16 protein-coding genes are annotated in these 21,778 nt (G+C 71.0%); 8 read left to right on the top strand and 8 right to left on the bottom strand.

Going from position 1 to position 21,778, the window contains the following annotated elements:
- Nucleotides 1-112 precede the first annotated feature (112 nt).
- On the top strand, nucleotides 113-949 hold the full coding sequence (locus ACIPFH_RS11695) for an alpha/beta fold hydrolase (RefSeq protein ID WP_401825292.1): 837 nt from the start codon (nucleotides 113-115) through the stop codon (nucleotides 947-949).
- Here the strand turns inward: ACIPFH_RS11695 and ACIPFH_RS11690 are convergent.
- Nucleotides 873-2,030 (bottom strand): nuclear transport factor 2 family protein, encoded by a 1,158-nt coding sequence (locus ACIPFH_RS11690; protein WP_401825290.1) that lies wholly within the window; start codon nucleotides 2,028-2,030, stop codon nucleotides 873-875. The two genes, ACIPFH_RS11695 and ACIPFH_RS11690, sit on opposite strands and share 77 nt — an antisense overlap.
- A 95-nt stretch (nucleotides 2,031-2,125) precedes the next feature.
- On the opposite strand from ACIPFH_RS11690, the gene ACIPFH_RS11685 reads away from it, so the two are divergent.
- Complete coding sequence (locus tag ACIPFH_RS11685) at nucleotides 2,126-3,121, top strand: LysR family transcriptional regulator (protein WP_401825288.1); 996 nt, start codon at nucleotides 2,126-2,128, stop codon at nucleotides 3,119-3,121.
- 107 nt (nucleotides 3,122-3,228) lie between these two features.
- On the opposite strand, the gene ACIPFH_RS11680 is transcribed toward ACIPFH_RS11685, so the two are convergent.
- Entirely contained in the window at nucleotides 3,229-4,668 is a 1,440-nt protein-coding gene (locus ACIPFH_RS11680; RefSeq protein ID WP_401825286.1) for a PLP-dependent aminotransferase family protein, read from the bottom strand.
- Nucleotides 4,669-4,714: 46 nt separating this feature from the next.
- Between ACIPFH_RS11680 and ACIPFH_RS11675 the strand changes: the two genes are divergently transcribed.
- Nucleotides 4,715-5,656, top strand: a complete 942-nt coding sequence (locus tag ACIPFH_RS11675; RefSeq protein ID WP_401825284.1) for an aldo/keto reductase — start codon at nucleotides 4,715-4,717, stop codon at nucleotides 5,654-5,656.
- A 403-nt stretch (nucleotides 5,657-6,059) separates the two neighbouring features.
- Nucleotides 6,060-6,686 (top strand): class I SAM-dependent methyltransferase, encoded by a 627-nt coding sequence (locus tag ACIPFH_RS11670; protein ID WP_401826810.1) that lies wholly within the window; start codon nucleotides 6,060-6,062, stop codon nucleotides 6,684-6,686.
- A 224-nt stretch (nucleotides 6,687-6,910) separates the two neighbouring features.
- Here the strand turns inward: ACIPFH_RS11670 and ACIPFH_RS11665 are convergent, their stop codons facing one another.
- On the bottom strand, nucleotides 6,911-7,753 hold the full coding sequence (locus tag ACIPFH_RS11665) for a hypothetical protein (protein ID WP_401825282.1): 843 nt from the start codon (nucleotides 7,751-7,753) through the stop codon (nucleotides 6,911-6,913).
- Between the two features lie 522 nt (nucleotides 7,754-8,275).
- Here ACIPFH_RS11665 and ACIPFH_RS11660 point away from each other — a divergent pair.
- Entirely contained in the window at nucleotides 8,276-8,884 is a 609-nt protein-coding gene (locus tag ACIPFH_RS11660) for a hypothetical protein (RefSeq protein ID WP_401825280.1), read from the top strand.
- A 122-nt stretch (nucleotides 8,885-9,006) separates the two neighbouring features.
- On the opposite strand, the gene ACIPFH_RS11655 is transcribed toward ACIPFH_RS11660, so the two are convergent.
- On the bottom strand, nucleotides 9,007-9,849 hold the full coding sequence (locus ACIPFH_RS11655) for a BTAD domain-containing putative transcriptional regulator (protein WP_401825279.1): 843 nt from the start codon (nucleotides 9,847-9,849) through the stop codon (nucleotides 9,007-9,009).
- Nucleotides 9,850-10,042: 193 nt separating this feature from the next.
- On the bottom strand, nucleotides 10,043-12,898 hold the full coding sequence (locus ACIPFH_RS11650) for a BTAD domain-containing putative transcriptional regulator (protein WP_401825277.1): 2,856 nt from the start codon (nucleotides 12,896-12,898) through the stop codon (nucleotides 10,043-10,045).
- A 382-nt stretch (nucleotides 12,899-13,280) separates the two neighbouring features.
- Here ACIPFH_RS11650 and ACIPFH_RS11645 point away from each other — a divergent pair, with 382 nt between their 5' ends.
- Both ACIPFH_RS11645 and ACIPFH_RS11640 read left to right on the top strand, forming a co-directional pair.
- Nucleotides 13,281-13,988 carry an IclR family transcriptional regulator gene (locus tag ACIPFH_RS11645; RefSeq protein WP_401825275.1) on the top strand — a complete coding sequence of 236 codons (708 nt, stop codon included), beginning with the start codon at nucleotides 13,281-13,283 and terminating at the stop codon, nucleotides 13,986-13,988.
- Nucleotides 13,989-14,099: 111 nt separating this feature from the next.
- Nucleotides 14,100-14,705 carry a sugar O-acetyltransferase gene (locus ACIPFH_RS11640; protein ID WP_401825274.1) on the top strand — a complete coding sequence of 202 codons (606 nt, stop codon included), beginning with the start codon at nucleotides 14,100-14,102 and terminating at the stop codon, nucleotides 14,703-14,705.
- Between the two features lie 201 nt (nucleotides 14,706-14,906).
- Here the strand turns inward: ACIPFH_RS11640 and ACIPFH_RS11635 are convergent, their stop codons facing one another.
- The 3 genes from ACIPFH_RS11635 to ACIPFH_RS11625 all read right to left on the bottom strand — a co-directional run bounded on the left by ACIPFH_RS11635 (nucleotide 14,907) and on the right by ACIPFH_RS11625 (nucleotide 19,662).
- Nucleotides 14,907-15,872: a glycoside hydrolase family 6 protein gene (locus tag ACIPFH_RS11635; RefSeq protein ID WP_401825272.1), complete on the bottom strand. Its 966-nt coding sequence runs from the start codon at nucleotides 15,870-15,872 to the stop codon at nucleotides 14,907-14,909.
- Between the two features lie 95 nt (nucleotides 15,873-15,967).
- Nucleotides 15,968-17,974, bottom strand: a complete 2,007-nt coding sequence (locus ACIPFH_RS11630; protein WP_401825271.1) for a non-reducing end alpha-L-arabinofuranosidase family hydrolase — start codon at nucleotides 17,972-17,974, stop codon at nucleotides 15,968-15,970.
- 53 nt (nucleotides 17,975-18,027) lie between these two features.
- Nucleotides 18,028-19,662, bottom strand: coding sequence for a glycoside hydrolase 43 family protein (locus ACIPFH_RS11625; RefSeq protein ID WP_401826807.1), 1,635 nt, complete (start codon nucleotides 19,660-19,662; stop codon nucleotides 18,028-18,030).
- Nucleotides 19,663-20,129: 467 nt separating this feature from the next.
- On the opposite strand from ACIPFH_RS11625, the gene ACIPFH_RS11620 reads away from it, so the two are divergent.
- Entirely contained in the window at nucleotides 20,130-21,776 is a 1,647-nt protein-coding gene (locus ACIPFH_RS11620) for a glycoside hydrolase family 27 protein (protein ID WP_401825270.1), read from the top strand.
- The last annotated feature ends 2 nt before the right edge of the window (nucleotides 21,777-21,778 follow it).

Raw genomic sequence — 21,778 nt, 5'->3', positions numbered from 1 at the left:
TGTGTTGAAGCTTTGAGACTTGATCCACGATCACTGACCGCCCACGGGTGTCTTGACGCCATCGCGCGCCCCAGCAGCCCGTTCGGCCCCCGCGCGCGGCTCTTACGTGGTAATGACAGGCGAACTGAAGCAGGCCTTCCGCGGCGTCCGGTCCGGCGACGAAGTCCCGCGGTTCGTGCACTACAGCGTGGCACTGCGGGGTGTCCGAGGCGGGCGCGTGCCTGAGGCGGGCGGGGCGATCGACCCGTACAACGAGGCGACCGACCCGGACAACGAGGTGGGCGACGAGGGCCCTTGGCGGCTGGTCGACGACGTTGACGAGCGGACTACGCCGTTGGGCACGTACACGATGGAGGAGGTCGCGGCGGACGGCCTCGCGGTGGCCGACGGCCGCGGCTGGGACGCCTTCTCGGTCATCGGTCACTCGATGGGCGGCAAGGCGGCCCGGCTGATGTCGCTGGACGCCCCCTCGCGGGTCCGCTCGATTGTCGCAATCTCGCCGGTACCCGCGTCCGGGTTCCCGCTCGAAGGGGAGATGCGGGAGCTGTTGGTCGGGGCTGCCGAGGATCCCGGCAACCGCAGGACGATCTTTGGCGACAGTGGTCGAAGGCTTCCTCGGTGGCCGCCGGCATCCGCCTTCCCCTGGCGCCCGGATCCCGAGCGGAAGCATGAAAATGCTTTCCGAGCCGGGATGGTGAGGCTTGTCCAAGGTTTCTGTCACCACAGCGGGAAGGCTCCACGGGATCCTCGACTCCGGCCACCACTGAGCCGGCCGGCGCCTTCAAGGGCCCGCCCGCTCCGACCCGCCCAGCGGGACGGCTCGCAGAAGCGGGGTGTTCGCGGCGGGGTCGCCTCGCCGGATCCCGCCTCTCTCAGGAGCGTCGGTGGTAAGCCTTGTTGGCGATGCGCCAGTTGTCGTCGACGCGGACCAGCAGGAAGACGTCGGTGAACGTGTCCGAGCCGTGCCGGAGCGTCATGGTTGCGGTCGCGACCGTGCCGTGGACGTCGATGGCGTCGATGCGGCGGGAGCGGGTCGGTTCGTCCGGGGCCGGCCGGCCGTGGAAGAGGGCGCGGTACTCGTCCAGGGTCCAGGAAACGAAGGCACCGTCCCGGATTCCCTCGATGTGGGCGGTGGGCAGGAACGCGTCGCGAAAGTGGGTGGAGTCGCCGGTGGCGTGTCCGCGGATGTAGGCGCGGAGCGGTTCGAGCACGGCGTCCTCCACGGCAGGGGCCGTGGCGGCGACGGCGATGTCGGCGTCAAGGTCGGCCGGGGTGTCGCCGAGGCCGGCTGCGCTGCGCAGCGGGGTGTTCGACGCGGTGGCCAGCAGCGCCATGTCCTTGGCCAGGGCCCCGATCGTGAACTCGGCCGTGACGGCGGTCGCCTGTCCGGCGAGGAAGGGGCGTTTGCGCGCCACGAGCCCACCGAGCCGGCCGAGTTCCAGGACGTCCAGCACCTGGGTACGGGGCAGGCCGAGGGCGTCGGCCTGCCGCAGTGAGTCACGCAGTGCGCACAGGGCGCCGAAGAGGCTGTTGTTGGCGATCAACTTGAGCGCAGCGGCGGTGGAGGCGTCACCGACGCGCCGCACGGTGCCGAGCGTGTCCAGAACCGGTCGGATTCGTTCGAGTGCGTCGTCGTCGGCGGCGGCGAGAATGCGTAGGGCGCCGGCGGCGGCAGCGGGCACAGAACCGAGCACGGGCGCGTGAACGTAGGACTCGCCGAGTTGCCGTGCCAGCCTCGCCGCTTCGGCGGGGGAGACGGTGCTGGTGTTCAACACGATCGCATTCGCTCGCAGTGAGCCACGGACGTCGTCGAGGACCTGCGCACAGGCCGGACCGTCGAACACCGCCAGGAGCACCAGGTCGGCCTTCGCCACGGCCTCGTTCGGATCGCCGGCTCTCCTGACGGAGCCCGATGCGCGTCCGGAGCGTGTCCAGCCGACGACGTCCCAGTTCTGGGCGGCGAGACGGGTCGCGATCGCGCCGCCCATGCGCCCCAAACCGAGGACGGCGATCGTGTGAGGTGTGGTCATGCACGCCAGAGTGGTGCACCGCGATGCCTGCGACAAGCGCATGTCCCGCAGGGCTGCCATGCGGTACTCGCACACCGACCGGGCATACTCACTTCATGGAATTGACCGTGTGGCGAACCTTCGTGACGGTATGTCAGCTCGGATCGCTGTCGGCGGCTGCCGCCGAACTCCATCACACGCAGTCGGCCGTCTCCCGGCAGATCGCGGGCCTGGAGCGGGAGCTCGGCGTCACTCTGATGGAGCGCCATGCGCGCGGTGTGCGTCCGACCGCTGCGGGAGAGGTGTTCCGGCGCCACGCCGTGGTCACGCTCGCCGAGGCCGACCGTGCCGTTCGCGCCGTACGAGAGGTTCGCGACGGGGCGGTCGAGCGACCGCTGGCCGTCGGGGCCACGCCCTCTCTCGCCGCGGGAATCGTCCCCGAGGCCATCCGGGGTCTGCTGAAGCAGGCAGGAGCCATCCCGTGGAGCCTGCTCCCCGGCCTGAGCGCACAACTGCACGACCGCGTGACCGCCAGTGATCTCGACGTCGCTGTCGTCACCGACGCACCGCCAGGGCTGCCGAACGACTCACGGGTCGTGCGACGGTTCCTCGGGCTGGACGACATGGTCGTCGTACTGCCCGTCGGCCATCCGCAGGCCGGGCGCAGCCCGGTTCACATGCGGACGCTGGCCGACCAGACCTGGGTCGAGGACAACGACGGCTCCGCGGTGCTCCTGCGCCGGCACGCGGCCCGTGCCGGAGTCAGTGCCCGCATCGACCTCACGGCGGCCGATCTGCACGGCAAGCTGGCACTGGTGGCGACCGGTCACGCCATCGCGCTGATACCCGGGGTGCTGACGGGCGCGCTGCGCACCGACGTCACCACCGTGCCCCTCGTCGATCCCCCGGCTCGCGGCATCTACACGATCACACCGCGCCGCGACCCCCACCCCTGCGCAGCACCCCTGGTCGACCAACTCGTGACAGCCTTCGCCTCGCTCCGTCTCCCCCAGGCCGCGCACCACCCGCCCGGCACGGACGCCCACGCCACGGCGTCGGCGCTTCACCACCGCATCGAAGCGCCCCGCCACACACCTGAGCACCGCCGATGATCGGCGTGGTGCGGCACCGCGCAGAGGCCGCGCCGACATCCGCTGCTCTCCTTCGGGCGTGAGGTCGTCGAGGTCTGCCGCGCTCGTCCGCCGGGCAACGTGTGTCCTCAGCTGCCCTCGTCGAGCCCAGACCGCGGGACGGCCGAACGCAACGCTTCGCCGAGGAGCGCGATGGCCGGGGGAATGTCCGTGTCGCTGATGTTGCCGTACCCGAGGACGAGCGCGCGCTTCGTCGACGGCTCGGCGCGGTAGTCGCCGATGTCCGCCAGACGCAGACCGGCGGTGGTCGCGGAGCGGACCGCCGCCTGTGTGTCGGAGCCGTCCGGCAGGTGGAGCAGGATGTGCAACCCGGCGGCGGTGCCGGCGACCCGGCCCTCCGGCACCTGGGCGCCGAGAGTGCGGACCAGCAGGTCGCGGCGGGAGCGGAATCGCCGCCGCGACGCGCGCAGATGGGCGTCGTACCACCCGCGGTCGATGAACGTGGCGAGCGCGAGCTGGTCCAGCACCGGTGGCGCGGCGGCGACGGCGTTCGCTGCCCGGAGCACCGGGGCCATCGCGGCAGGCGCGACCAGCCAGCCCAGGCCCAGGGCCGGCGACAGCGTCTTGCTGACCGAGCCGAGGAGGAAGACCCGGCTCGGATCCATCCCCTGCACGACCGCGACCGGATGGCGGTCGTAGCGGAACTCGGCGTCGTAGTCGTCCTCGATGACGAAGCCGTCCACCTCGCGCGCCCAGCGCACCAGACGCGCTCTGCGTGCCGGGGAGAGCACCGTGCCGGTGGGGAACTGGTGTGCCGCGCCGACGACGACGGCCCGGGCCGGCGTCCGCGCCAGGTCGTCGACGCGCAGGCCCTCGTGGTCCACGGCCACCGGGTGCACGCGTAGGCGGGCGCTCGCCGCTGCCTCCCGCAGCCGCCCCCAGCCCGGGTCTTCCACCGCCAGATCGGTGAACCCCTCGGCGCGCAGCGCCCGGCACGTCCGGACCAGAGCGTCGGTGACGCCCGCGCACACGGACACGGACTCGGCGTGCGCGTCCGCGCCGCGTGAGCGCCGCAGGTACTGCGCGACGGTGGTACGCAGCACCGCGTGGCCGGCGGGGTCGGGCAGGCCGAGGTCGTAGTGGACGGCGGAGCCGGTGACCGTGCGGACGGCGTCCGCCCAGCGGCGGCGCGGAAAGGCCCGCAGGTCGGGCAGGCCGGGCGCGAGGTCGTACCGGATCGGTGTCCGCTCCGGTGCGCGCCCCGCGCGAGACCGCGGCGGATCGGTGTCCGGTGACCATGACACACGCGTGGCGGAACCCACCCGTGCGCAGAGGTAGCCCTCCGCGACGAGCTGCCCGTACGCCTCCGTCACGACCCAGCGGGAGCAGCCGAGTTCTTCGGCGAGCGCTCGGCTCGGTGGCACGGCGGCGCCCTCCGGCAGCCGGCCGTCCCGGATCGCGGTGCGCAGCGCGTGAGCCAGGCGATCGTGCAGGCGCCGCCGGCCGTGCTTCCGAGGGCTGACGTCCAGCAGCGTCGCCCAGGCGAGATTGGTCTGGGAAACGGTCACAGGATTGGAGCGTAGCGCCGATCCGAATCTGCATACCGTGATCAGCATGATTGAGAACCTGGCTCTTGGGGCCATGCTGTTCGGCACGGTCCAGGACGAGCGCCGATCGTACGAACTCCTCGACCGATTCGTGGACGCCGGAGGCGTCTGGATCGACACCGCCGACTGCTACTCGTTCTGGGCCGATCCCACCGGCTTCGGCGGACAGAGCGAGACATTGCTCGGGCGCTGGCTGGCACGCCGCCCGGGCGTCCGTGACCGCGTCAGGATCAGCACCAAAGTGGGCTGCGAACCGACCGAGGCCGGCCGCTTCCCTGAGACGGCCGAAGGCCTCTCCGCCGGGACCGTCAGAAAAGGGATCGAGGGGAGCCTGCGACGCCTCGGTACGGACCACGTCGAGCTGTACTGGGCCCACAAGCCCGATCCGGCCACACCACTGGAAGAGACGGTCGCCGCCTTCGGCGAGCTGGTGTCCGCCGGCACGGTCGGCCGACTCGGCTGCTCCAACTACCCCGTCTGGCAGATCGAACGGGCCCGTCGGATCGCACGCGCGCACGGCGGCGCCGGCTTCACCGCGGTGCAGCAACACCACACCTACCTGCAACCGCGCCCCGCGACCCGGCCCACCGTGGTGCACCGGTTCGGCGCGGTCACCGACGAGGTGCTCCACTACCTGGAGCACCACCCGGACATGGCCCTGTGGGCCTACACGCCGCTGCTGAGCGGACGCTACACCCGCGCGGACAAGCCGCTGCCGACGGAGTACGAGCACCCAGGCACGACCCGCCGCCTCGCAGCGCTCGACGAGATCGCCGCGGACACCGGCACGAACCGCAACCGGGTCGTGCTGGCGTGGCTGACAGGAGGGAACCCGGCCGCCACGCCGATCGTCGGCGTCAGCACGGTCCAACAGCTGGAGGAGGCGATTGCGGGAGTGTCACTGGAGTTGACCGCCGAACAGCGCGAACGCCTCGACTCCGCGACCTGACTCGCCCCCGCAGCCCGGTCAACGCCTCCACCGGCGGCGGCGACTCGGCACCAGCCACGGTTTCCGGCAGCTCGGAAGGCCGACGCGTCTCCGTCCCACGTGCTGGGTGCGGCGCGGAAGGAATTGGGTGAGGCACCGGCTGTCGTCGTACAACGCCCCGCACCGGCACGCCCAGCTCAGCCGGCTCACCGCCACCCACCGCGGGTACCAGGTCATGGCCAGGGAGCTCGCACTCCGTCGAGGGACAGGTGACACCGCCCCACGCCCTGGGGCGCAGGCGTGGGCGAGCGGGGTGTCCGCGGCGCCGATCTCGCTGGGGTCGTGCTGTGCGCCGCGCGGGAGGCGGCCAGGAAGAAGAATGGGCGTGACGGCGTCGTCGTCTCTACCGGAAGGCACGCACACCATGAGCAGCCAACGCGACCGCTGGGCGGAACTGACAGGCGGACAGGCCGGAGAGGAGTACGCCCGGCGGTTTGCGCGGCTCGCTGAATCAGGCCATGACGTTCACGGCGAGGCCGCCTTCTGCGACGCGCTGCTGAAGCCTGCCGCCCGGATACTCGATGCCGGCTGCGGCACCGGGCGGATCGCGATCCGCCTCGCCGAGCTGGGTCACCTCTGCACGGGCGTGGACGTCGACCGCTCCATGCTCGCCGTCGCCCGCCGCGAGGCCCCCACGCAGGAATGGATCCAGGGTGACCTGGCGCACCTGGACAGCCTCGGTCTGGAACCCGGCTTCGACCTGGCGCTCGCCGCCGGCAACGTCATCCCCTTGTTGGCCCCCGGTACCGAACCGGCTGTTGTGCGGCACCTTGCCGCCGTACTGCGCCCCGGCGGACTGCTGATCACCGGCATGGGCCTGGACGCGGAACACCTGCCACTGCCGCAGCCCACAGTGACGGTGGCGGACTTCGATCGCTGGTGCTCCGAGGCCGGACTGGCGCTGCGGCAGCGGTTCGCCACCTGGGCCGGTGAGCCCTACCGTCCAGGCGGCGGCTATGCCGTCAGCGTGCATGCCCGCCCCGCCGCCTGAACCCGATGGGCAGCTAGCTCTGCTCCGGGCCGGCGCCCGCGGCAGGGCAGCCGGCCCCTGCGCGCGACCGCACACGGCACAGCCGGCTGCCCGGGTGCTGCGCCACGTCCGATCGCCCTTCGGAATCGTTTCATCCTTGAACTAGGGCTACCGCCGACAGGCTTCGCGAAGAGCACTGCGCCGGTGCCGGTGAAGCGGTTGATCGGCGTCACCTCGTCGCGCGCCTAGGGGTGTTCGCCGAGTTGGAGGATGCCGGCGACGGAGAAGCACAGGGCGCCGGTGAGGGTGCCCCAGTTGGCGATGTCGGCGTTGACCAGGCTGCCGGTGGCGGGGCGGGTGTAGGCAGCGAGGGCCGAGACCATGAACAGGACGGAACCGAGCTGGTTGACGGCGACGATCCACCAGCCGAGGTTGTGCGGCTGGACGCGGAGCCGACCGTGGCAGACCTCGACGAAGGCCAGGTGGCCGGAGAGCAGGAACAGGACGCAGCCGATCACGTCGGGCGTCCAGATCAGCCGGTTGACCTGCTGGGCGGTCAGGCCCTGAAGGAAGGAGTCCAGCAGGTCGACGGCGAAGACGAGTGTCCCGGCGAAGAGGACGAAGGTGCTGAGCCAGTCCACCCGCGTCGGCTCGTAGCTCCACCATCGCCAGTGGCGGGTGACCAGCCGTCCTTCGCCGCCGGCGACGTGCCGGGGTGCGTTGATCACCTGGAGCAGCGAGGCGTACCCGCCGGTGCTGAAGGACAGGCCGCCCGCGAAGTAGAGGGAGGCGCACTCGGTGGCGTCGCCGGAGCCGAACTGGGCGACGGCCGCGCCGGCCGCGAAGAGGGCGCCGCCGATGACGAAGGCGATCGCGGCGATGGCGTTGAGTCGGCGCAGTCGGGTGAGGGAAACGGCGTCCGCGCGGATGTGACGAGTTGCCGCCGCGCTGAGGGGACGGACGGAGAGCATCCCACGCCGCCGCGCGAGCCGGGACTCCCACACGGCGGTGCCGCCGTCGGGAAGGTGCCAGGTGAGCCGGGTGGTGAACGGTCCCGTGATCTCGGCGTGCTGTTCAGGTTGTCCCACGGGCCGAGCCTAGAACCCCCGGCAGGACCGGAGGACGTGCGAAACGCCGTCCCGCAGAGCCGTCCCCGCAGCCCGCAAGGTGCGGGCTGCGGGGACGGTGCCCGGCGGCCCGCCCTCGACGGCGGGAAGTGGCGCGAGCCCGGCTCGTCCCACCGCTGAACGCGCTGCTCGACAGGCCCTGGCGGAGCGCGTCCGGCTGTGGAACCTCCACGAAGGGGTGTGCCTGCGGTCGGTCACCTCCACGGACGACGGGATCGACGTCGGCTTCGGCGGCCGCTCGGTCACTTTCCGGCCGAGCTCGCCGTCCAGCGCACAGGAGGCCGCGCCTCGCGGGTTGGTCGGCCGAGGTCGGGGAGGGGGCGCCGGGCGACCTCATGAGTCGCCGGTCTTCCTCCCCACGCCCGACCAGGGGTGTCGACGAGCTGCGAACGGATTGTGGACGGCCCTCGCCAGGATGAGGGGAGTCGAGGTCCATCGGACTTCTTCACCGGCGAAACCCCCGTTCTCGAGGAGTGATCCAGCATGAGAAAGCGCGTGATGACCGTCGTCGCCGCGGCTGCCCTGGCCGCGGGCGCCGCGGCGAGTACGGCGCCCTCCGCCTCCGCTTCGGCCACCGGCACTGCACCGGCGGCCGCGGCCTCGCACCCCGGGCCGTCCGTCAACCGCAACGTCAGCCGGGTGCCCGCGACGACGGCGGCGGCGAACGTGATCTACAGCTCCGGCTGTTCGGGCACCACACTGCCCATCGACTGCACGATCACCGAGCCGGTCGTGACCCAGCGGGAGACGACATACCCCTTCTCGTTCCTTCCGGGCGACCATGTCACCGTGACCGCGGGAGGCTGTGTGCAGACCGGGGGCCACGGACTGACCTGGAAGCGGTACGTCGATCCGGCCTCGGACGGCGACCTCTACCACGGCCTGATCACCGTTCCGGGGGCGACGGGCGACCTGGCGCGGCTGGTGAACGTGGTCGGACGGCCGTATGTGGTGGGAGGCCGGGGCGGGAGCCTCAAACTGGGCTACGAGGACGACGGTTACTCGGACAACGGCTACACCGCGCACGACAACGGCACCGGTAACCAGTGCCTGGACTCCGTGAACGCGTTCGTCCGCATCATCGTCTCCTGACCATCGGCCGACTTGGCCGCCCTGGTCGCGTCGGTCGGTCCATCGCGTCGGTCGGTCCATCGCCTCGGTCGGTCGGGTCGGTCGTGTGTCGGGGCGCGGGTGTCTCCCGCGCCCCGAGGCGGTCAGCTCTCACCGGATGAGCCGTGCAGGGCCTGTTCCGGCAGCGGCGCACGCCAGTCGCGGTTGAGGGCGGCATCCTGCCGGAGGACGCGCCGATGGATCTCGGCGAGGGCCGGCGAGGGGTCGACCCCGTGTCCGTCCATCAGCACGGCCCGGGCTGTGCGGAACGCTGCCAGGGCGTCAGCCTGCCGTCCGAGACGGTAGAGCACGATCATCAACTGGCCCCACAGCAGTTCCCGTGTGGGGTGGGCCCGGACCAGCCCCTCCAGTTCGACGGCCGCCTGGGCTTCCAGCCGCAGGGCTAGCGCGGCCTCGATCCGGGTCTCCATCGCTGACAGCCGGAGCTGTTCCAGCTGCGTCGACTTCGCGGCGATCGCGGGGACGTGGCGGAACTCGGCGAAGGCATCGCCACGCCACAGTCCGAGTGCGGTGGTCAGTTGCTCGAACGCGAGCCGGGGCCGTGTCTCCACGGCCTGTCGGCCCGATGCCACCAACCGCTCGAACCGCACAGCGTCGACGACCGTCGGATCCACCCGCAGTTGATAGCCCGCCGGGCGGGTGACCAGCACCGTCGCCGCGTCGGCTCCGCCTGCGTGGCGCAGGGCCGCGCGCAGCCTCGAGACATACGTGCGCACGGTCCGGTGCGCGCCCTCCGGAGGGCGCGCACCCCACAACTCATCCACCAGCACCCACATGCTCACCGTCCGGCCGGGCACGGCCGCGAGCTGGGCCAGGACGCCCCGCGGCTGAGGGCCGCCGAGAGCCACGGGCCGGCCGTGCACGACGGCCTCGAGCGGGCCCAGTACGCGCAGTTCCAGTAATTCGGAGGTCTCCATGGTCTTCATCCCCGCTTTCCATCAAGGGCGTGGCGACCGAGTGGGGCGACCGAGTGGGCGGCCGGGGCGCTCGCCAGAACCGTCAGGTGGTCCGAAAGCGTGGCGCGGTGCCAGGCGCTTGTCACGCCGGGTTCCGCTCAGCGGGCCGTGGACACGACGCCCTCACCTGCGCATCCGCCCGTGTGCGCCGGTGGGGGCATCGTCAGGCGCGCTCCGGGAGCACGGTGTCGGCAGGGTCCTTGCCGAGATGGTGCAGGAGTCGCACCCGCAGCGCCTCGGCGTCGGGATGGTCGAGTTCCTCGAAGAGCGTCAGGGACCGGGTCCAGGCGCTGCGGGCGGCGTCGCGATCGCGGGCGGCGTGGTGGGTGTCACCGAGGTGGGCGAGAATGTCCGCCTCGAAGTAGCGGTCTCCCAACTGGTGGAAGGGGGCCGCGGCTTGTCGGTAGCAGGTGGCGGCCTCGTCGTGCCGGCCGAGATGATGATGGGCGTAACCGAGGGTGTCCCAGGTGTGGGCCTCGCCGGAGGTGTGGCCGGTCTGCGCCACCAGGGCGAGCGCCTGCCTGCCGTGCACGATGGCCTCCTCGTAATGGCCCAGTTCCGCCTGGTCCCAGCCGACGTTGTTCAGAGCCATCGCCTGCCAGGCGCGGTCGCCCGCGGCGCCGAAGAGTTCCACCGCCCGCCGTGAGTGGTCCAGTGCCTCGGTGCGAAGTTCCTGGCGTGTCGAGACCCGGCCGAGGGCGAGACGGGCGTGCGCTTCGCCTCCCGGGTCGCCGAGATCCCGGTACAGCTGCGCGGCGCGCTCGAGGTCCACGCGGGCCTCGGCCTGCCGCCCGAGAGCCGAGGCGGCGTTGCCGAGGTTGCGCCGGGCACACGCCTCCGCCGCCGGGTCGCCCACTCGGCGGGCCGCGGCCAAGGCGACGGTGTGGGCGGCGGTCCACTCGGACCACAGCACTCTGCGCTGGTGGAACGTGGTCAGCGCCGCTGCCAGCTGCCAGACGTGCGTGTCGAAGCCGGTCTCGAAGGCCTGGTGAACGGTGTTGAGGAGAACGGGGTGCTCGGCGGCGAACCAGGCCATCGCGGCCTCACGGTCGGCCGGTTGCTCGGGAGCAACCTGTGGCTGGGCCGGGTGGGGGAGAATCCGGTCGGCCGGCGGCCCGAGGAGGCGTTGTGCCCCCAGAGCGGTGTGCAGGTAGTGGTCGAGCATCCGGTGGGTCGCGTGACGGCGGTCGTCCTCCTCGTCCTGGGCATGGGCCAGTTCCGCGGCGTAGGCGCGGAGCAGATCGTGGAAGGAGTACCGGCCGGGCACGGATTCGGCGAGCAGATGCGTCCGTATCAGTTCGGCCAGCAGCGCCCTGACCCGTGCGGGCGGCAGACCGGCCAGGCTCGCGGCGGCCGGCGCGCCTACATCGGGCCCGGGATGCAGCCCGAGCAGCCGGAAGAGCCGGGCGGCGGCGGGACTGAGGGCGTCGTAGGACCAGGAGAGGACGGCTCGTACCTGGCTGGCCGGATCACCGCCGTCGAGTGCGTCCAGGCGGTCGCCGGTGTCACGCAGCTCGTCGGCGAGGGTGGCGAGTGGGATGCGCGGCTGGGTGGCGGCACGGGCGGCCACGACGGCCAGGGCCAGCGGCAGACCCGCACACCGGGTCACGATGTCGGCGACGGCGGCGGGCTCGGCTTCCGTGCGGGGGGCACCGAGCCGGGCGGCCAGCATGGAGGTGGCCTCGGCGGGGGTGAGCACGTCCAGGGCGAGCAGATGGGCGACCTCGGCCGCCGCCAGGCTGGTGAGCCGGTTACGGCTGGTGACCAGCGCGAGGCAGCCGGGCGCGCCGGGCAGCAGCGGCCGTACCTGTTCGGCGTCCCGGGCGTTGTCCAGCACCACCAGTACGCGCCGGTCGGCCAGCAGACTGCGATAGAGGGCGGCCTGTGCGTCCACACCCGTGGGGACCCTGGCCGGGGGTACCTCGAAGGCGTCCAGGAATCCTCGCAGCGCCTCGGCCGGGTCCCGCGACGCCCCGCTCGGATCGAAGCCGCGCAGGTTCACATACAGCTGCCCGTCGGGAAAGTGCTTGCGCATCCGGTGCCCCCAGTGCACGGCGAGCGTGGTCTTTCCCACCCCTGCTGTGCCCGACACCGCCGAGATCACCACGGGGGCCGATGGCCGCGACGCATCGAGAAGCGCGTCCAGCCGCGACAGTTCCGCGTCCCGGCCGGTGAAGCCGCGTACCCGTCCCGGCAGTTGAGCGGGAACGACGCTCCGTTGCGGATGGGAGTGGGGCGCCGCCGCAGGACGTGCCGGGGCGGCGGGCCCGAGCTCCTGTCCCCGCAGGATGAGCCGGTGGACTTCGCGCAGCGCGGTGCCGGGTTCCGTCCCGAGCTCCTCGGCCAGCCGCTGCCGGACGGAGGCGTAGCACTCCAGGGCCTCCGCGCCACGAGCGGCGGTGTACAGAGCCCGCATCAGTGCCTCCGCCAGCGGCTCCACCAGCGGATGTTCGCCCAGGAGCGCGGAGAGTGGGCCGATCGCCGCGTCGGGGTCGCCGAGACGCGTCCGGACGGAGGCCCAGTGGATGGTCGCGTCCACCTGCTCCCGCCGCCACTCCTCGCGCGTCTGCTCCGCCCACGGTCCGTCCAGTCCGCTGAGCGGATCACCGCGCCACAGGCCGAGGGCCTCGCTCAGCAGTGACGCCCGCGCCGGGTCCGGCAGCGTGTCCGTCCGTGCCTGGCCGACCATGCGCCGGAAGCGGTGCACGTCGACCTGCTCCCGGCCGGCTTCCAGCACGTATCCGCCGGACCGGCGCATCAGCCGCAGACGTTCGCCGGCGGCGTCACCCGTCTGCTCGCAGAGCTGACGGATGCGGGCGATGTGTGAGTACACCGAGCGGCGGGCCCCCTCCGGAGGGTCCGTGCCCCAGACCCGCCTGATCACCACGTCCGCTGTCACCGGTCGGCCCGCGTCCACGGCCAACGCCGCCAGCACGGCCCGCCGTTGCGGTGGCCCCACCTCGGTTGTCCGCTCCGGCGCGGCCAGTTCGACAGGTCCGAGTAATCGCACGTACAGCATGTTGCCCCCCAGGTCCTTCGGCGTCGCAAGAGTCTGCCCACGTCCGAACGGTGAGCGACAGTCCCGACCGCGGGAGACGACAAACTATTGACAACATTTCGCCCAGGCCTGGCTCTCACCATGGACCTGCACGCGACGGCCGACCACCGGACGCGTCGCACAGGGACACGGGGGAGTGGGGGAGAACATGCGAGAGAGCGGAAGATCTGTACGTGTGCGCACCGGCGGCGAGTCCGGTGCGGGCGGGGACACCGACGGGCAGGCGCGGTGGGGAGACCCGCTGGAGCCGGTCCGGCAGCGGCCGTCGGGCCCACCCCGGTCCGGCTCGCGACATACCTCGGCGCACGGGGGCGGGCGGAGTGTACTCGGGGGAGCCTTCGCGTTGCTGGCCGCGGTGGAACGTACCGGCGGAGCGGGGCTGACGCGGCTGTCGTCCGAGAGCGGACTGCCCAAAGCCACGGCGCACCGGTTGCTGGAGCAGCTGGTCGGCCTGGGTGCGGTGGAGCGGGACGCGGAGGGGTACGGCATCGGCTCGCGCCTGTTCCAGCTCGGGAACGGGTGGCAGCCGCACCCGAGGCTGCGTGCCGCCGCGGCCGAGCCCGCTCGCCGCCTGGCAGCGGTCACGGGCGCGGCCGTCGGGATCGCGGTGCTGCGGTACGACCGGACCCTCGTCCTCGACTGGACACCCGGTGAGGCCGTCGCGGTCGTGGCGCTGCGGAACCGCACGGCCCGGCCCTGGTACACCGCCGCAGGCAAAGTGCTCGCCGCAGCGCCGGAGTACCGCTTCCCGCCGAGCGCCGTGCCCGCTTCATGGCCGAGGGAGAGACGAGCGATCCGAGAGCGGGGCGTCGCGGTCGACCGAGGGATCCTGACGCCCGGCGTGTGCTGTGTGGCCGCCCCGCTGTACGACGTGAACGGCGCCCCGGTCGCCGCGCTGTTCGCCGCGACCGGCCCTGCACACCGGCCGGAGCGGCTCGCCGATGTCGTACGGCGGACCGGCACGGCGATCAGCGCGGGCCTCGGCGGCGGCCGCCTCGGATCAGGCCGGGCAGCGCGACCTCCCCGTATCGCACCGGGTGCCGGCGGGTGAACAGAAATGATTCATGATGCGTGCGCGGTGCACGTAGGCTCTGGGACCGCGCCGAAGACCGGGGCGCGCCGGGCCTGTGCCCGAGGAGTCGAGCGAAGGGAGCGTCTCGCTGTGACGGGTGGTCACGACGAAGAAGAGGTTCGGGCCCGGATCGCGAAGGGGCTGGTCTACACCGAGTCGGAAGCGGCCTTTCAGGGTCCTCGGCGCCGCACGGAGCAGATCTTCGAGTACAACCACACACCACCGGGCGAAACGGAGAAGCGTCGGTCACTGCTCGTCGAGATCTTCGGTTCGGTCGGTGAACGCACGGTGCTGCTGCCCCCGTTCCACGCCGGGTTCGGCAGCAACGTCCACATCGGCGACGACTTCTTCGGGAACGTGAACCTGACGTTCGTCGACGACGTGGACATCCGCATAGGAGACGGTGTCCTGATCGCTCCGAGTGTCACGCTGACCACGACGGGACATCCGGTTCATCCTTCACGACGCGCTGACTTCGGAAGATTCTCCGAACCGATCGTGATCGAGGACAAGGTGTGGATCGGCAGCAACGTGGTGGTCCTGCCCGGCGTCCGTATCGGATACGGGTCGGTCATCGGCGCCGGCAGCGTCGTCAGCCGCGACATTCCCCCGATGTCCGTCGCGCTCGGGACACCCTGCCGAGTGGTCCGCCCCATCACGGACGAGGACCTCACGACACGTGCTGCGGGACGCTGAAGGGAATGCGGGGCATTGCGAGGGAACGCGTCTGGCTCAGCGGGCGGACCGGAGGAAAGGAGCCGCGACGCACTCGGCTCCGACGTCATGGGCCGGTCCCGGAACGACGGGGCGGCCGGTCCCGTCGTTCCGGGACCGGTGACAGCGACGAGCCGCTCTCGCCCCTGACCCGGTCCCGGAACCGCGCCCGGGCGGGTCCGATCAGTAGCCGTAGATCATCTTGTAGGCGACCTCGGGGAGGAACTGTCCGGCCGAGGAGCCGCTTCCGGCGCCGCAGTTGCCGTCGGACTCGCCCGGGACCTTGATCCACAGGAGCATCTCGGCACCTCCCCCCAGCTGCGTGGGAGTGCCGATACGGCGGCCCGAGGGGTTGCACCACTGGCCGTTGGAGCCGTTGCCGTTGCGGCTGGTGTCCACGACGAACGGCTTGGTGTACCCGTACCGGGCGCCCAGTTCACTGTTGACGGCGTTGCCGTACGCGGTGTTCTCGGCCGTGGTCAGGTAGTTGGAGACGTTGAGCGAGAAGCCGTGGGCCTGTCGGAGGCCGGCTTCGTGGAGGCGCCGGGCCATGGTCGCCGCGCTCACCCAGGCCGGGTTGCCGGCGTCGAGATAGACCCAGGTCTGGGGAGCCTGGCGGTTGAACTCGGCGAGCGCGCCGGTGAGCATGGCCTCGCGTTCGTCGATCTGGGCCTGGGTCATGCAGCCGTAGTCCCCGAGGGAGTCCGGTTCGAGGACGACGACGGCCGGGCGGCCCGCGATCCCGCCCGCGAACTGGGCGATCCAGTTCCTGTAGGCGGACGGCGAGGAGGCTCCGCCCGCGGAGTGCCCGCCGCAGTAGTCGCGGTTGTAGATGTTGTAGGCGACCAGGACGGGCAGCTTGTCCCGGGCGTCCGCGGCGCCCACGTACGCGCCGGTGGCGGTGCCGATGGTGCCGCTCCAGGAGCCGAACCAGCGGGCCGTCGGGGTGTTGGCGATGGAGGCGTTGACCGCGGGCGCCCGGCCGTCGCCGGGGTTGGCGGCCACCCACCGCTTCGCGCTGGAGTCGGGGTCCACGTAGAACCCGTTGGTCATGGTCGTCGGGTCCGCCGCGTGGGCGGACGGTGCGGCGGCGAGCGCCAGCGGCAGCGAGGAGAGCGCTGCTACCAGGGCGAGCAGTCTGCGGCGCATGACGGTACCTCGGTTCTCTGGCAGGGATGCGTCCGATGGCCGGCGGTGAGCGTGGGGAGCGCCCCCGTCGGAAGCGCTCCCCACGGGCAGGTCGGTCAGCAGGTCGAGTTGGTCTGGGTCAGGAGGCCGAGCCGCCACGGGAGGAGGTTGTAGTCGCCGCCCGCGCTGGGATTCAGGCCCTGGTACAGGTACTGGAGCCGGCATGCCGGAATGGTGAGTGTCTGGTCGTAGCCTGCGCGGATCATCTCGCCGTGGCTGACGTCCCGGGTCCACGCGCCCGCGGGGAAGCTGACGTTGTTCGCCCGGGCGAAGGGATTGCTCTCGGATGCGGCGAGCTGCGTCCAGGAGCCGGCGAGACTGGCGGCGGTCCAGGAGCGGAAGTAGCGCCGCCCGTCGGAACCGATGGCCTCGACCAGGAGCAGGTACTGGTTGCTGCCCTGCACCTTGTACACGTTGCTCGCTTCGAACAACGCGTTCTTGGAGTCCTGCAGTGCGATGACGGTGTTCGTGAAGCCGTTCGGGAACTGACCGACGGTCGTCTGCGAGCGGTAGAGGTGCCCGTTGTCGTCGGAGGAGAACAGGTAGCAGTTGGCGCTGTCGCAGATCACCCACATGTCGACCCAGTAGCCGTTGCCGATGTTCTGCCGGATGATGTCAGGCATCGAGGAGTAGAAGTTGCGGGGTGCGCTCCACCCGTTGGGGTTGCTGATGTCGGGGTTGGTGGAGTACGAGGCGTTGCCGGTCTGGTAGACGAGGTACCACAGGCGCTGCGGGGCGTTGTAGAAGACCTGCGGTGCGGCCCGGTAGCCCGAGCCGATGGCGGTGCGGTCCAGGTAGTGGTGGGTGGCCGAGCCGGCCTGGGACCAGTCGCTGAAGTTCAGGTAGACCAGGTTGTAGCCGGAGGAGCTCGCGGTACTGGCGAACACGTGGTACTTGCCGTTGTACTGGACGACCGTCGGGTCCTTGATGCCGGCGATGTTGTGGGTCGAGTCCGGCTTCGGTGCGATCAGCTGGCCGCTGGAGCTCCACGAGTACCTGCTGGGCAGGGCGGTGGCGTCGGCGGTGCCGCGCGTGGTGGCGGGCGTGCCGCCCAGCGTCGTCAGCGCCGCGTTGTACGCCGACTTCTTGTTGCCGTTGCGGTCGAACAGCAGCGGGTTCTCGTTGCTGCGCCAGGAGTCGCTGTCGCGGATGCCCCAGACCGTGATGCCGGTGCAGCGCGCCACGTTCATGCAGGCCCTGACCGTGTTCGCGTACGCGGTCGGTGACGCCTGGGCGATGTCCAGTTCGGTGATCTGGACGTCCACGCCGAGGGCGGCGAAGCTCGACAGCGTCGTCTGGAAGCTGCCGGGGGGACCGCCGGCGCCGAAGTGGGCCTGGAGGCCGACGCAGTCGATGGGCACGCCGCGTGCCTTGAAGTCGCGCACCATGCGGTAGACGCCCTGGGTCTTGGCGGCGTTCCAGTCGTCGATGCTGTAGTCGTTGTAGCAGAGCTTGGCCCCCGGGTCGGCCGTCCGGGCCGTGCGGAACGCCTCTTCCACGAAGCCGGTGCCCAGCACGTCCCGGAAGACCGAGCTGCGGAGCTGGCCGCTGCCGCCGTCGGCGAAGGCCTCGTTCACCACGTCCCAGGCGTAGATCTTTCCCCGGTAGTGGTTCGCCACGGTGTTGATGTGGTTGTTCATCACGGATCGCAGGGTGTTCGCGTCCCTGATGGAGCCGACCCAGCCGGGCAGTTGGGAGTGCCACACCAGGGTGTGGCCACGCATGCGCTGACCGTGGGACGTCGCCCGGTTGACGATCTGGTCGCCGGGGCCGAAGTTGAACGAGCCACGGGACGGCTCGGTGGTGTCCCACTTCATCTCGTTCTCGGGCGTGACCATGTTGAACTCACGGTCGAGGATGCCGGTGTACGTACGGTCGCCGAGCCGGCCTGCGGCCACGGCGGTTCCGAAGTACCGGCCGGACTGGGCCGCCTGGGCGCCCAGGGTGGAGGCCCGAACGGCGTCGGGCGCGCCGGTCGCGGTCCCGGGTGTCGCCAGGACGGTCGCGGCCAGCAGGCCCAGGATCGAGGCTCGGCGACAGCCGAGCCGTTTGAGCGGGTTCATGGTTCTCCTCGTGGGATGGGTGGGGGGTTGCGTGGTGCGATCGGTGGACCTCTTCAGGGCGTGGTCAGCTCGAACCGTGTGAAGCGGACCGCGCCGCCGAGCGCCTGCGTGGCGTGGTTGAAGAGGGCGAATCGGTGGCCCATGAAGAACCGCCAGTCGTTGCCCAGGGAGAAGGCGGGTCCGAGGCGGGTGAAGGTGGTGCCGTCGGTGCTGTAGGAGAAGGTGCCCAGGCGTCCGGTGCCGGGACGGATGTCGGCGCTCGCGCGCAGCCGGAGGTGGCCGCCCGGGACGGCCGCGCTCGCGATCTCGGTGCCGGTGCCGGTCGTGTTCCAGTTGGTGTCCATGGTCAGCCCGTTGACCATCACCACCCGCGTCGTACCGCCGTCGCGCTTGACGCCGATCCAGGCGGAGGAGTCACGCAACAGCGCGAGCCCCGCGCTGTCGCCGTCCCGCATCGAGGTGTGGTCGAGCTGGACCGTGGCGGTGGAGGTGGGGCCCTGGATGCGGTGCGTGAGGGTGTTGCGGGCCCAGTAGAGATCGTCGGTGACCGTCGCGGTCCGCAGGCTCAGGCCGTTGTTCACCGACCATTTGGTGTCGTCCGGGTTGTGGTTCCACTCCCACCTCGGCTTGAGGGCCGTGCCGTCGAAGGTGTCGACGCCGGTCATGGGGGTGACCTGGCGGGGCGGGGTGGGCACGGCCGGACTTGGATACGAGGTGCCCCATGCGCCGTTGACGAGTTGCACGACCGGCCAGCCGTCCGCGGTCCAGGTGACCGGCGCCAGGGCGGGCGTCCGGCCACCGGGGTACGCGTCGACGAAGGCCAGGTAGTACCAGGCGCCGTTCTGCGTCTGCACCAGCCCGCCCTGGTGCGGGACGCCACCGCCGGGGATCGGTCCGCGCAGGTCGAGGAGGACCTGCCGCATCGTGTAGGGACCGAAGGGGCCGCTCGACGACTTCAGGATGTACTGGCCGTTCGCGGGGCGGGTCAGGAAGATGTAGTACTGCCCGTTGATCTTGTAGAAGCGGGAGCCCTCGAGGGTGCCGACACTCGACGGGGCGGTGAACACCTGCTGCGTGCGGACCTGGTTGCGGCCGTCGGGCGAGAGCTGGGCCACGCTGATCGTGGTGTTCCCGTACGCCACGTAGAGGGTGTCGTCACTGTCGACGAGCAGCCCGGCGTCGTAGTAGGGGGTGCTGATCGTGGTCAGCCTGTTCCACGGCCCCTCGGCGGCGGTGGCGGTGTAGACGTAGGTGCGGGCGAAGTCGATCTGGCCGAGCCAGTAGAACGTTCTGTTGCTCGGCCGGTAGGCCAGCGACGACGCCCAGATTCCTCTGACGTAGCCGCGGGCACCGTTCAGGTCGTACTTGGCGCCGAAGTCGAGCACGGGCACCGAGTGACCGGCGATCTCCCAGTCGACCAGGTCGTACGAACGCAGGACGGGCGCGCCCGGCGAGTAGTGCATGGTCGAGGCCGAGGCGTAGAAGGTGTCACCGACGCGGATGACGTCGATGTCCGCGAAGTCCTGCCAGATCACCGGGTTCGTGAAGGCCGCCGCGGTCGTGAGGACCGGCCCTTGTGCGGAGGCGGTGCCGTGGGCCGCTGTCGCAGGAAGCAGGGCGCCGGCGGCCACGCCGGTGGCGGTCGTCAGTGCGCGGCGACGGGACAGGATGTGATGAGTCCATGACATCTGCACGGGTGGCGTTCTCCTTCTGTTGCCCAGCCGTAGGTGGTGGGAGTTGTCCGGAGGTGCCCTGCTGGTTCGCGCGGAGCGGCTGCTCCGTATACGAGATTTCGAACATGTTTCGGCTTGTCGAGCATTTTGGATGATAGGGGGCCGGGGAATCCCGTCAATACCCCACGCATGAATCGACGGTGGCTTCGAAACATTCGAGATATTCGATTCGGTGTCGCCGCAGGCCAATCGCCCGGATGATGCAGATCGGCCACCTTCGGCGGGTCTGTATGGCCGAATCACGGAGGCGTTGCGGCGTTGGGGTTGACATGTTCGACCGCCTCTTTAGTATCCGTGAGGCCTCGAGTTTCCGAATGACTACCGAAATTTCGAACCGGCCTTCTCTTCTATGCAGTGTCATGGACGTGACATTGATCTTCGCGTCACCCGCCCATGGCGCCCTCCGGGAAAGGGAGCACTTGGTGTCCAGACGATCAGGGGGACGGCTGCTTCGCCTCCTCGCGGCGGCCGCGCTGACGGTCACCGCGGCCGTGACCGCGTCCGCTCACTCCACCGCCTCGGCCGCGCCCGGCAGCCCGGCGCTCACCCCACCACTGGGCTGGAACAGCTGGAACAGCTTCGGGTGCGGGATCACCGAGGCGCAGGTTCGCCAGGCTGCCGACGCGATGGCGTCCTCGGGCATGCGGGATGCCGGCTACCGGTACGTGGTGGTCGACGACTGCTGGTTCGACCCGCAGCGTGACGCGGCCGGCAACCTGCGGGCCAATGCGGCCAGGTTCCCGAGCGGAATGAAGGCGCTCGGGGACTACATCCACGGCAAGGGACTGAAGTTCGGCATCTACCAGGTGCCGGGCGAACGCACCTGCGCGCAGGCCACGGGCGGCTACCCGGGGTCCACCGGCAGCAGGGGGCACGAGACCCAGGACGCCACCGCGTTCGCCTCGTGGGGTGTCGACTACCTCAAGTACGACTGGTGTTCGTCCAGCGGAACCCGCGACGAGCAGGTCGCGCGGTTCACGCTCATGCGCGACGCCCTGCGGGCCACCGGGCGGCCGATCGTCTACAGCATCAACCCCAACAGCCTGCACGCCATCACCGGCGCCACCTACAACTGGGGCGAGGTCGCCGACCTGTGGCGGACGACCGAGGACCTGCTCGACATCTGGCAGAACGGCAACACCAACAGCTATCCGATGGGCGTCGGCAACGTTCTGGACGTCACCGCGCCGCTGGCGGCGCAGTCGGGCCCGGGGCACTGGAACGACCCCGACATGCTGGTCGTCGGCCGCCCCGGCCTGTCACTGACCGAGTCCCGCTCGCACTTCGCCCTGTGGGCGCTGCTGGGCGCACCGCTCATGGCCGGCAACGACATCCGCACCATGTCCGCCGACGTCGGCGCGATCCTGCGCAACCCGCGTCTGCTGGCGGTGGACCAGGATCCGCTGGGCGCGGGTGGGCGCAGGGTGCGCGACGACGGCAGCACCGAGGTGTTCGCCAAACAGATGTCCGACGGCTCGGTCGCGGTGGGCCTGTTCAACCGGGGAGGCGACACGGCGACGGTCAACGCGACGACTGCTCAAGTCGGCCTGTCCGGCGGGCCGTTCACCCTCACCGACCTGTGGACCGGCGGTACGTCGAGCACGTCCGGGCAGATCTCGGCGAGCGTCTCCGCGCACGGTGTGGCCGTGTTCCGGGTGAGCGGTGGCAGCCCGTCGGCCGCCACCACCTCGCGGCTGCGCGGCAACGCGTCCGGCCGCTGCCTGGACGTGGACAACGCCTCCACCGCTTCCGGCGCCACGGCACTGATCCGGGACTGCCACACGGCCGCCAACCAGTTGTGGACCACATGGGCGGGCGGCGAGATCCGCGTCTTCGGCGACAAGTGCCTGGACGCCTACGACCAGGGCACCGCCAACGGCACCCGGGTCATCACCTGGCCCTGCAACGGACAGGGCAACCAGAAGTGGACCGTCGGCTCCGACGGGTCGATCCGCAACGTCCACGCCGGGCTGTGCCTCGACGCCGACCGGGCCGGCACCGCCGACGGAACCCCGCTGGTCCTGTGGAGCTGCACTGGCCAGGCCAACCAGAAGTGGACCCGCGCGTGAAC

Origin of the sequence: Streptomyces sp. NPDC088157 (assembly GCF_044741545.1) — a bacterium.
Classification (GTDB): Bacteria; Actinomycetota; Actinomycetes; order Streptomycetales; family Streptomycetaceae; genus Streptomyces.
The sequence above is the reverse complement of the archived record's forward strand: the minus strand, read 5'-3'. Positions and strand labels throughout refer to the sequence as shown.

Coding starts and splice junctions, on each gene's coding strand:
- ACIPFH_RS11670 (WP_401826810.1), top strand. CDS start 6,060: ATGAGCAGCCAACGCGACCGCTGGGCGGAACTGACAGGCGGACAGGCC.
- ACIPFH_RS11650 (WP_401825277.1), bottom strand. CDS start 12,898: ATGCTGTACGTGCGATTACTCGGACCTGTCGAACTGGCCGCGCCGGAG.
- ACIPFH_RS11675 (WP_401825284.1), top strand. CDS start 4,715: ATGATTGAGAACCTGGCTCTTGGGGCCATGCTGTTCGGCACGGTCCAG.
- ACIPFH_RS11625 (WP_401826807.1), bottom strand. CDS start 19,662: ATGTCATGGACTCATCACATCCTGTCCCGTCGCCGCGCACTGACGACC.
- ACIPFH_RS11635 (WP_401825272.1), bottom strand. CDS start 15,872: ATGCGCCGCAGACTGCTCGCCCTGGTAGCAGCGCTCTCCTCGCTGCCG.
- ACIPFH_RS11685 (WP_401825288.1), top strand. CDS start 2,126: ATGGAATTGACCGTGTGGCGAACCTTCGTGACGGTATGTCAGCTCGGA.
- ACIPFH_RS11660 (WP_401825280.1), top strand. CDS start 8,276: ATGAGAAAGCGCGTGATGACCGTCGTCGCCGCGGCTGCCCTGGCCGCG.
- ACIPFH_RS11630 (WP_401825271.1), bottom strand. CDS start 17,974: ATGAACCCGCTCAAACGGCTCGGCTGTCGCCGAGCCTCGATCCTGGGC.
- ACIPFH_RS11695 (WP_401825292.1), top strand. CDS start 113: ATGACAGGCGAACTGAAGCAGGCCTTCCGCGGCGTCCGGTCCGGCGAC.
- ACIPFH_RS11690 (WP_401825290.1), bottom strand. CDS start 2,030: ATGACCACACCTCACACGATCGCCGTCCTCGGTTTGGGGCGCATGGGC.
- ACIPFH_RS11655 (WP_401825279.1), bottom strand. CDS start 9,849: ATGAAGACCATGGAGACCTCCGAATTACTGGAACTGCGCGTACTGGGC.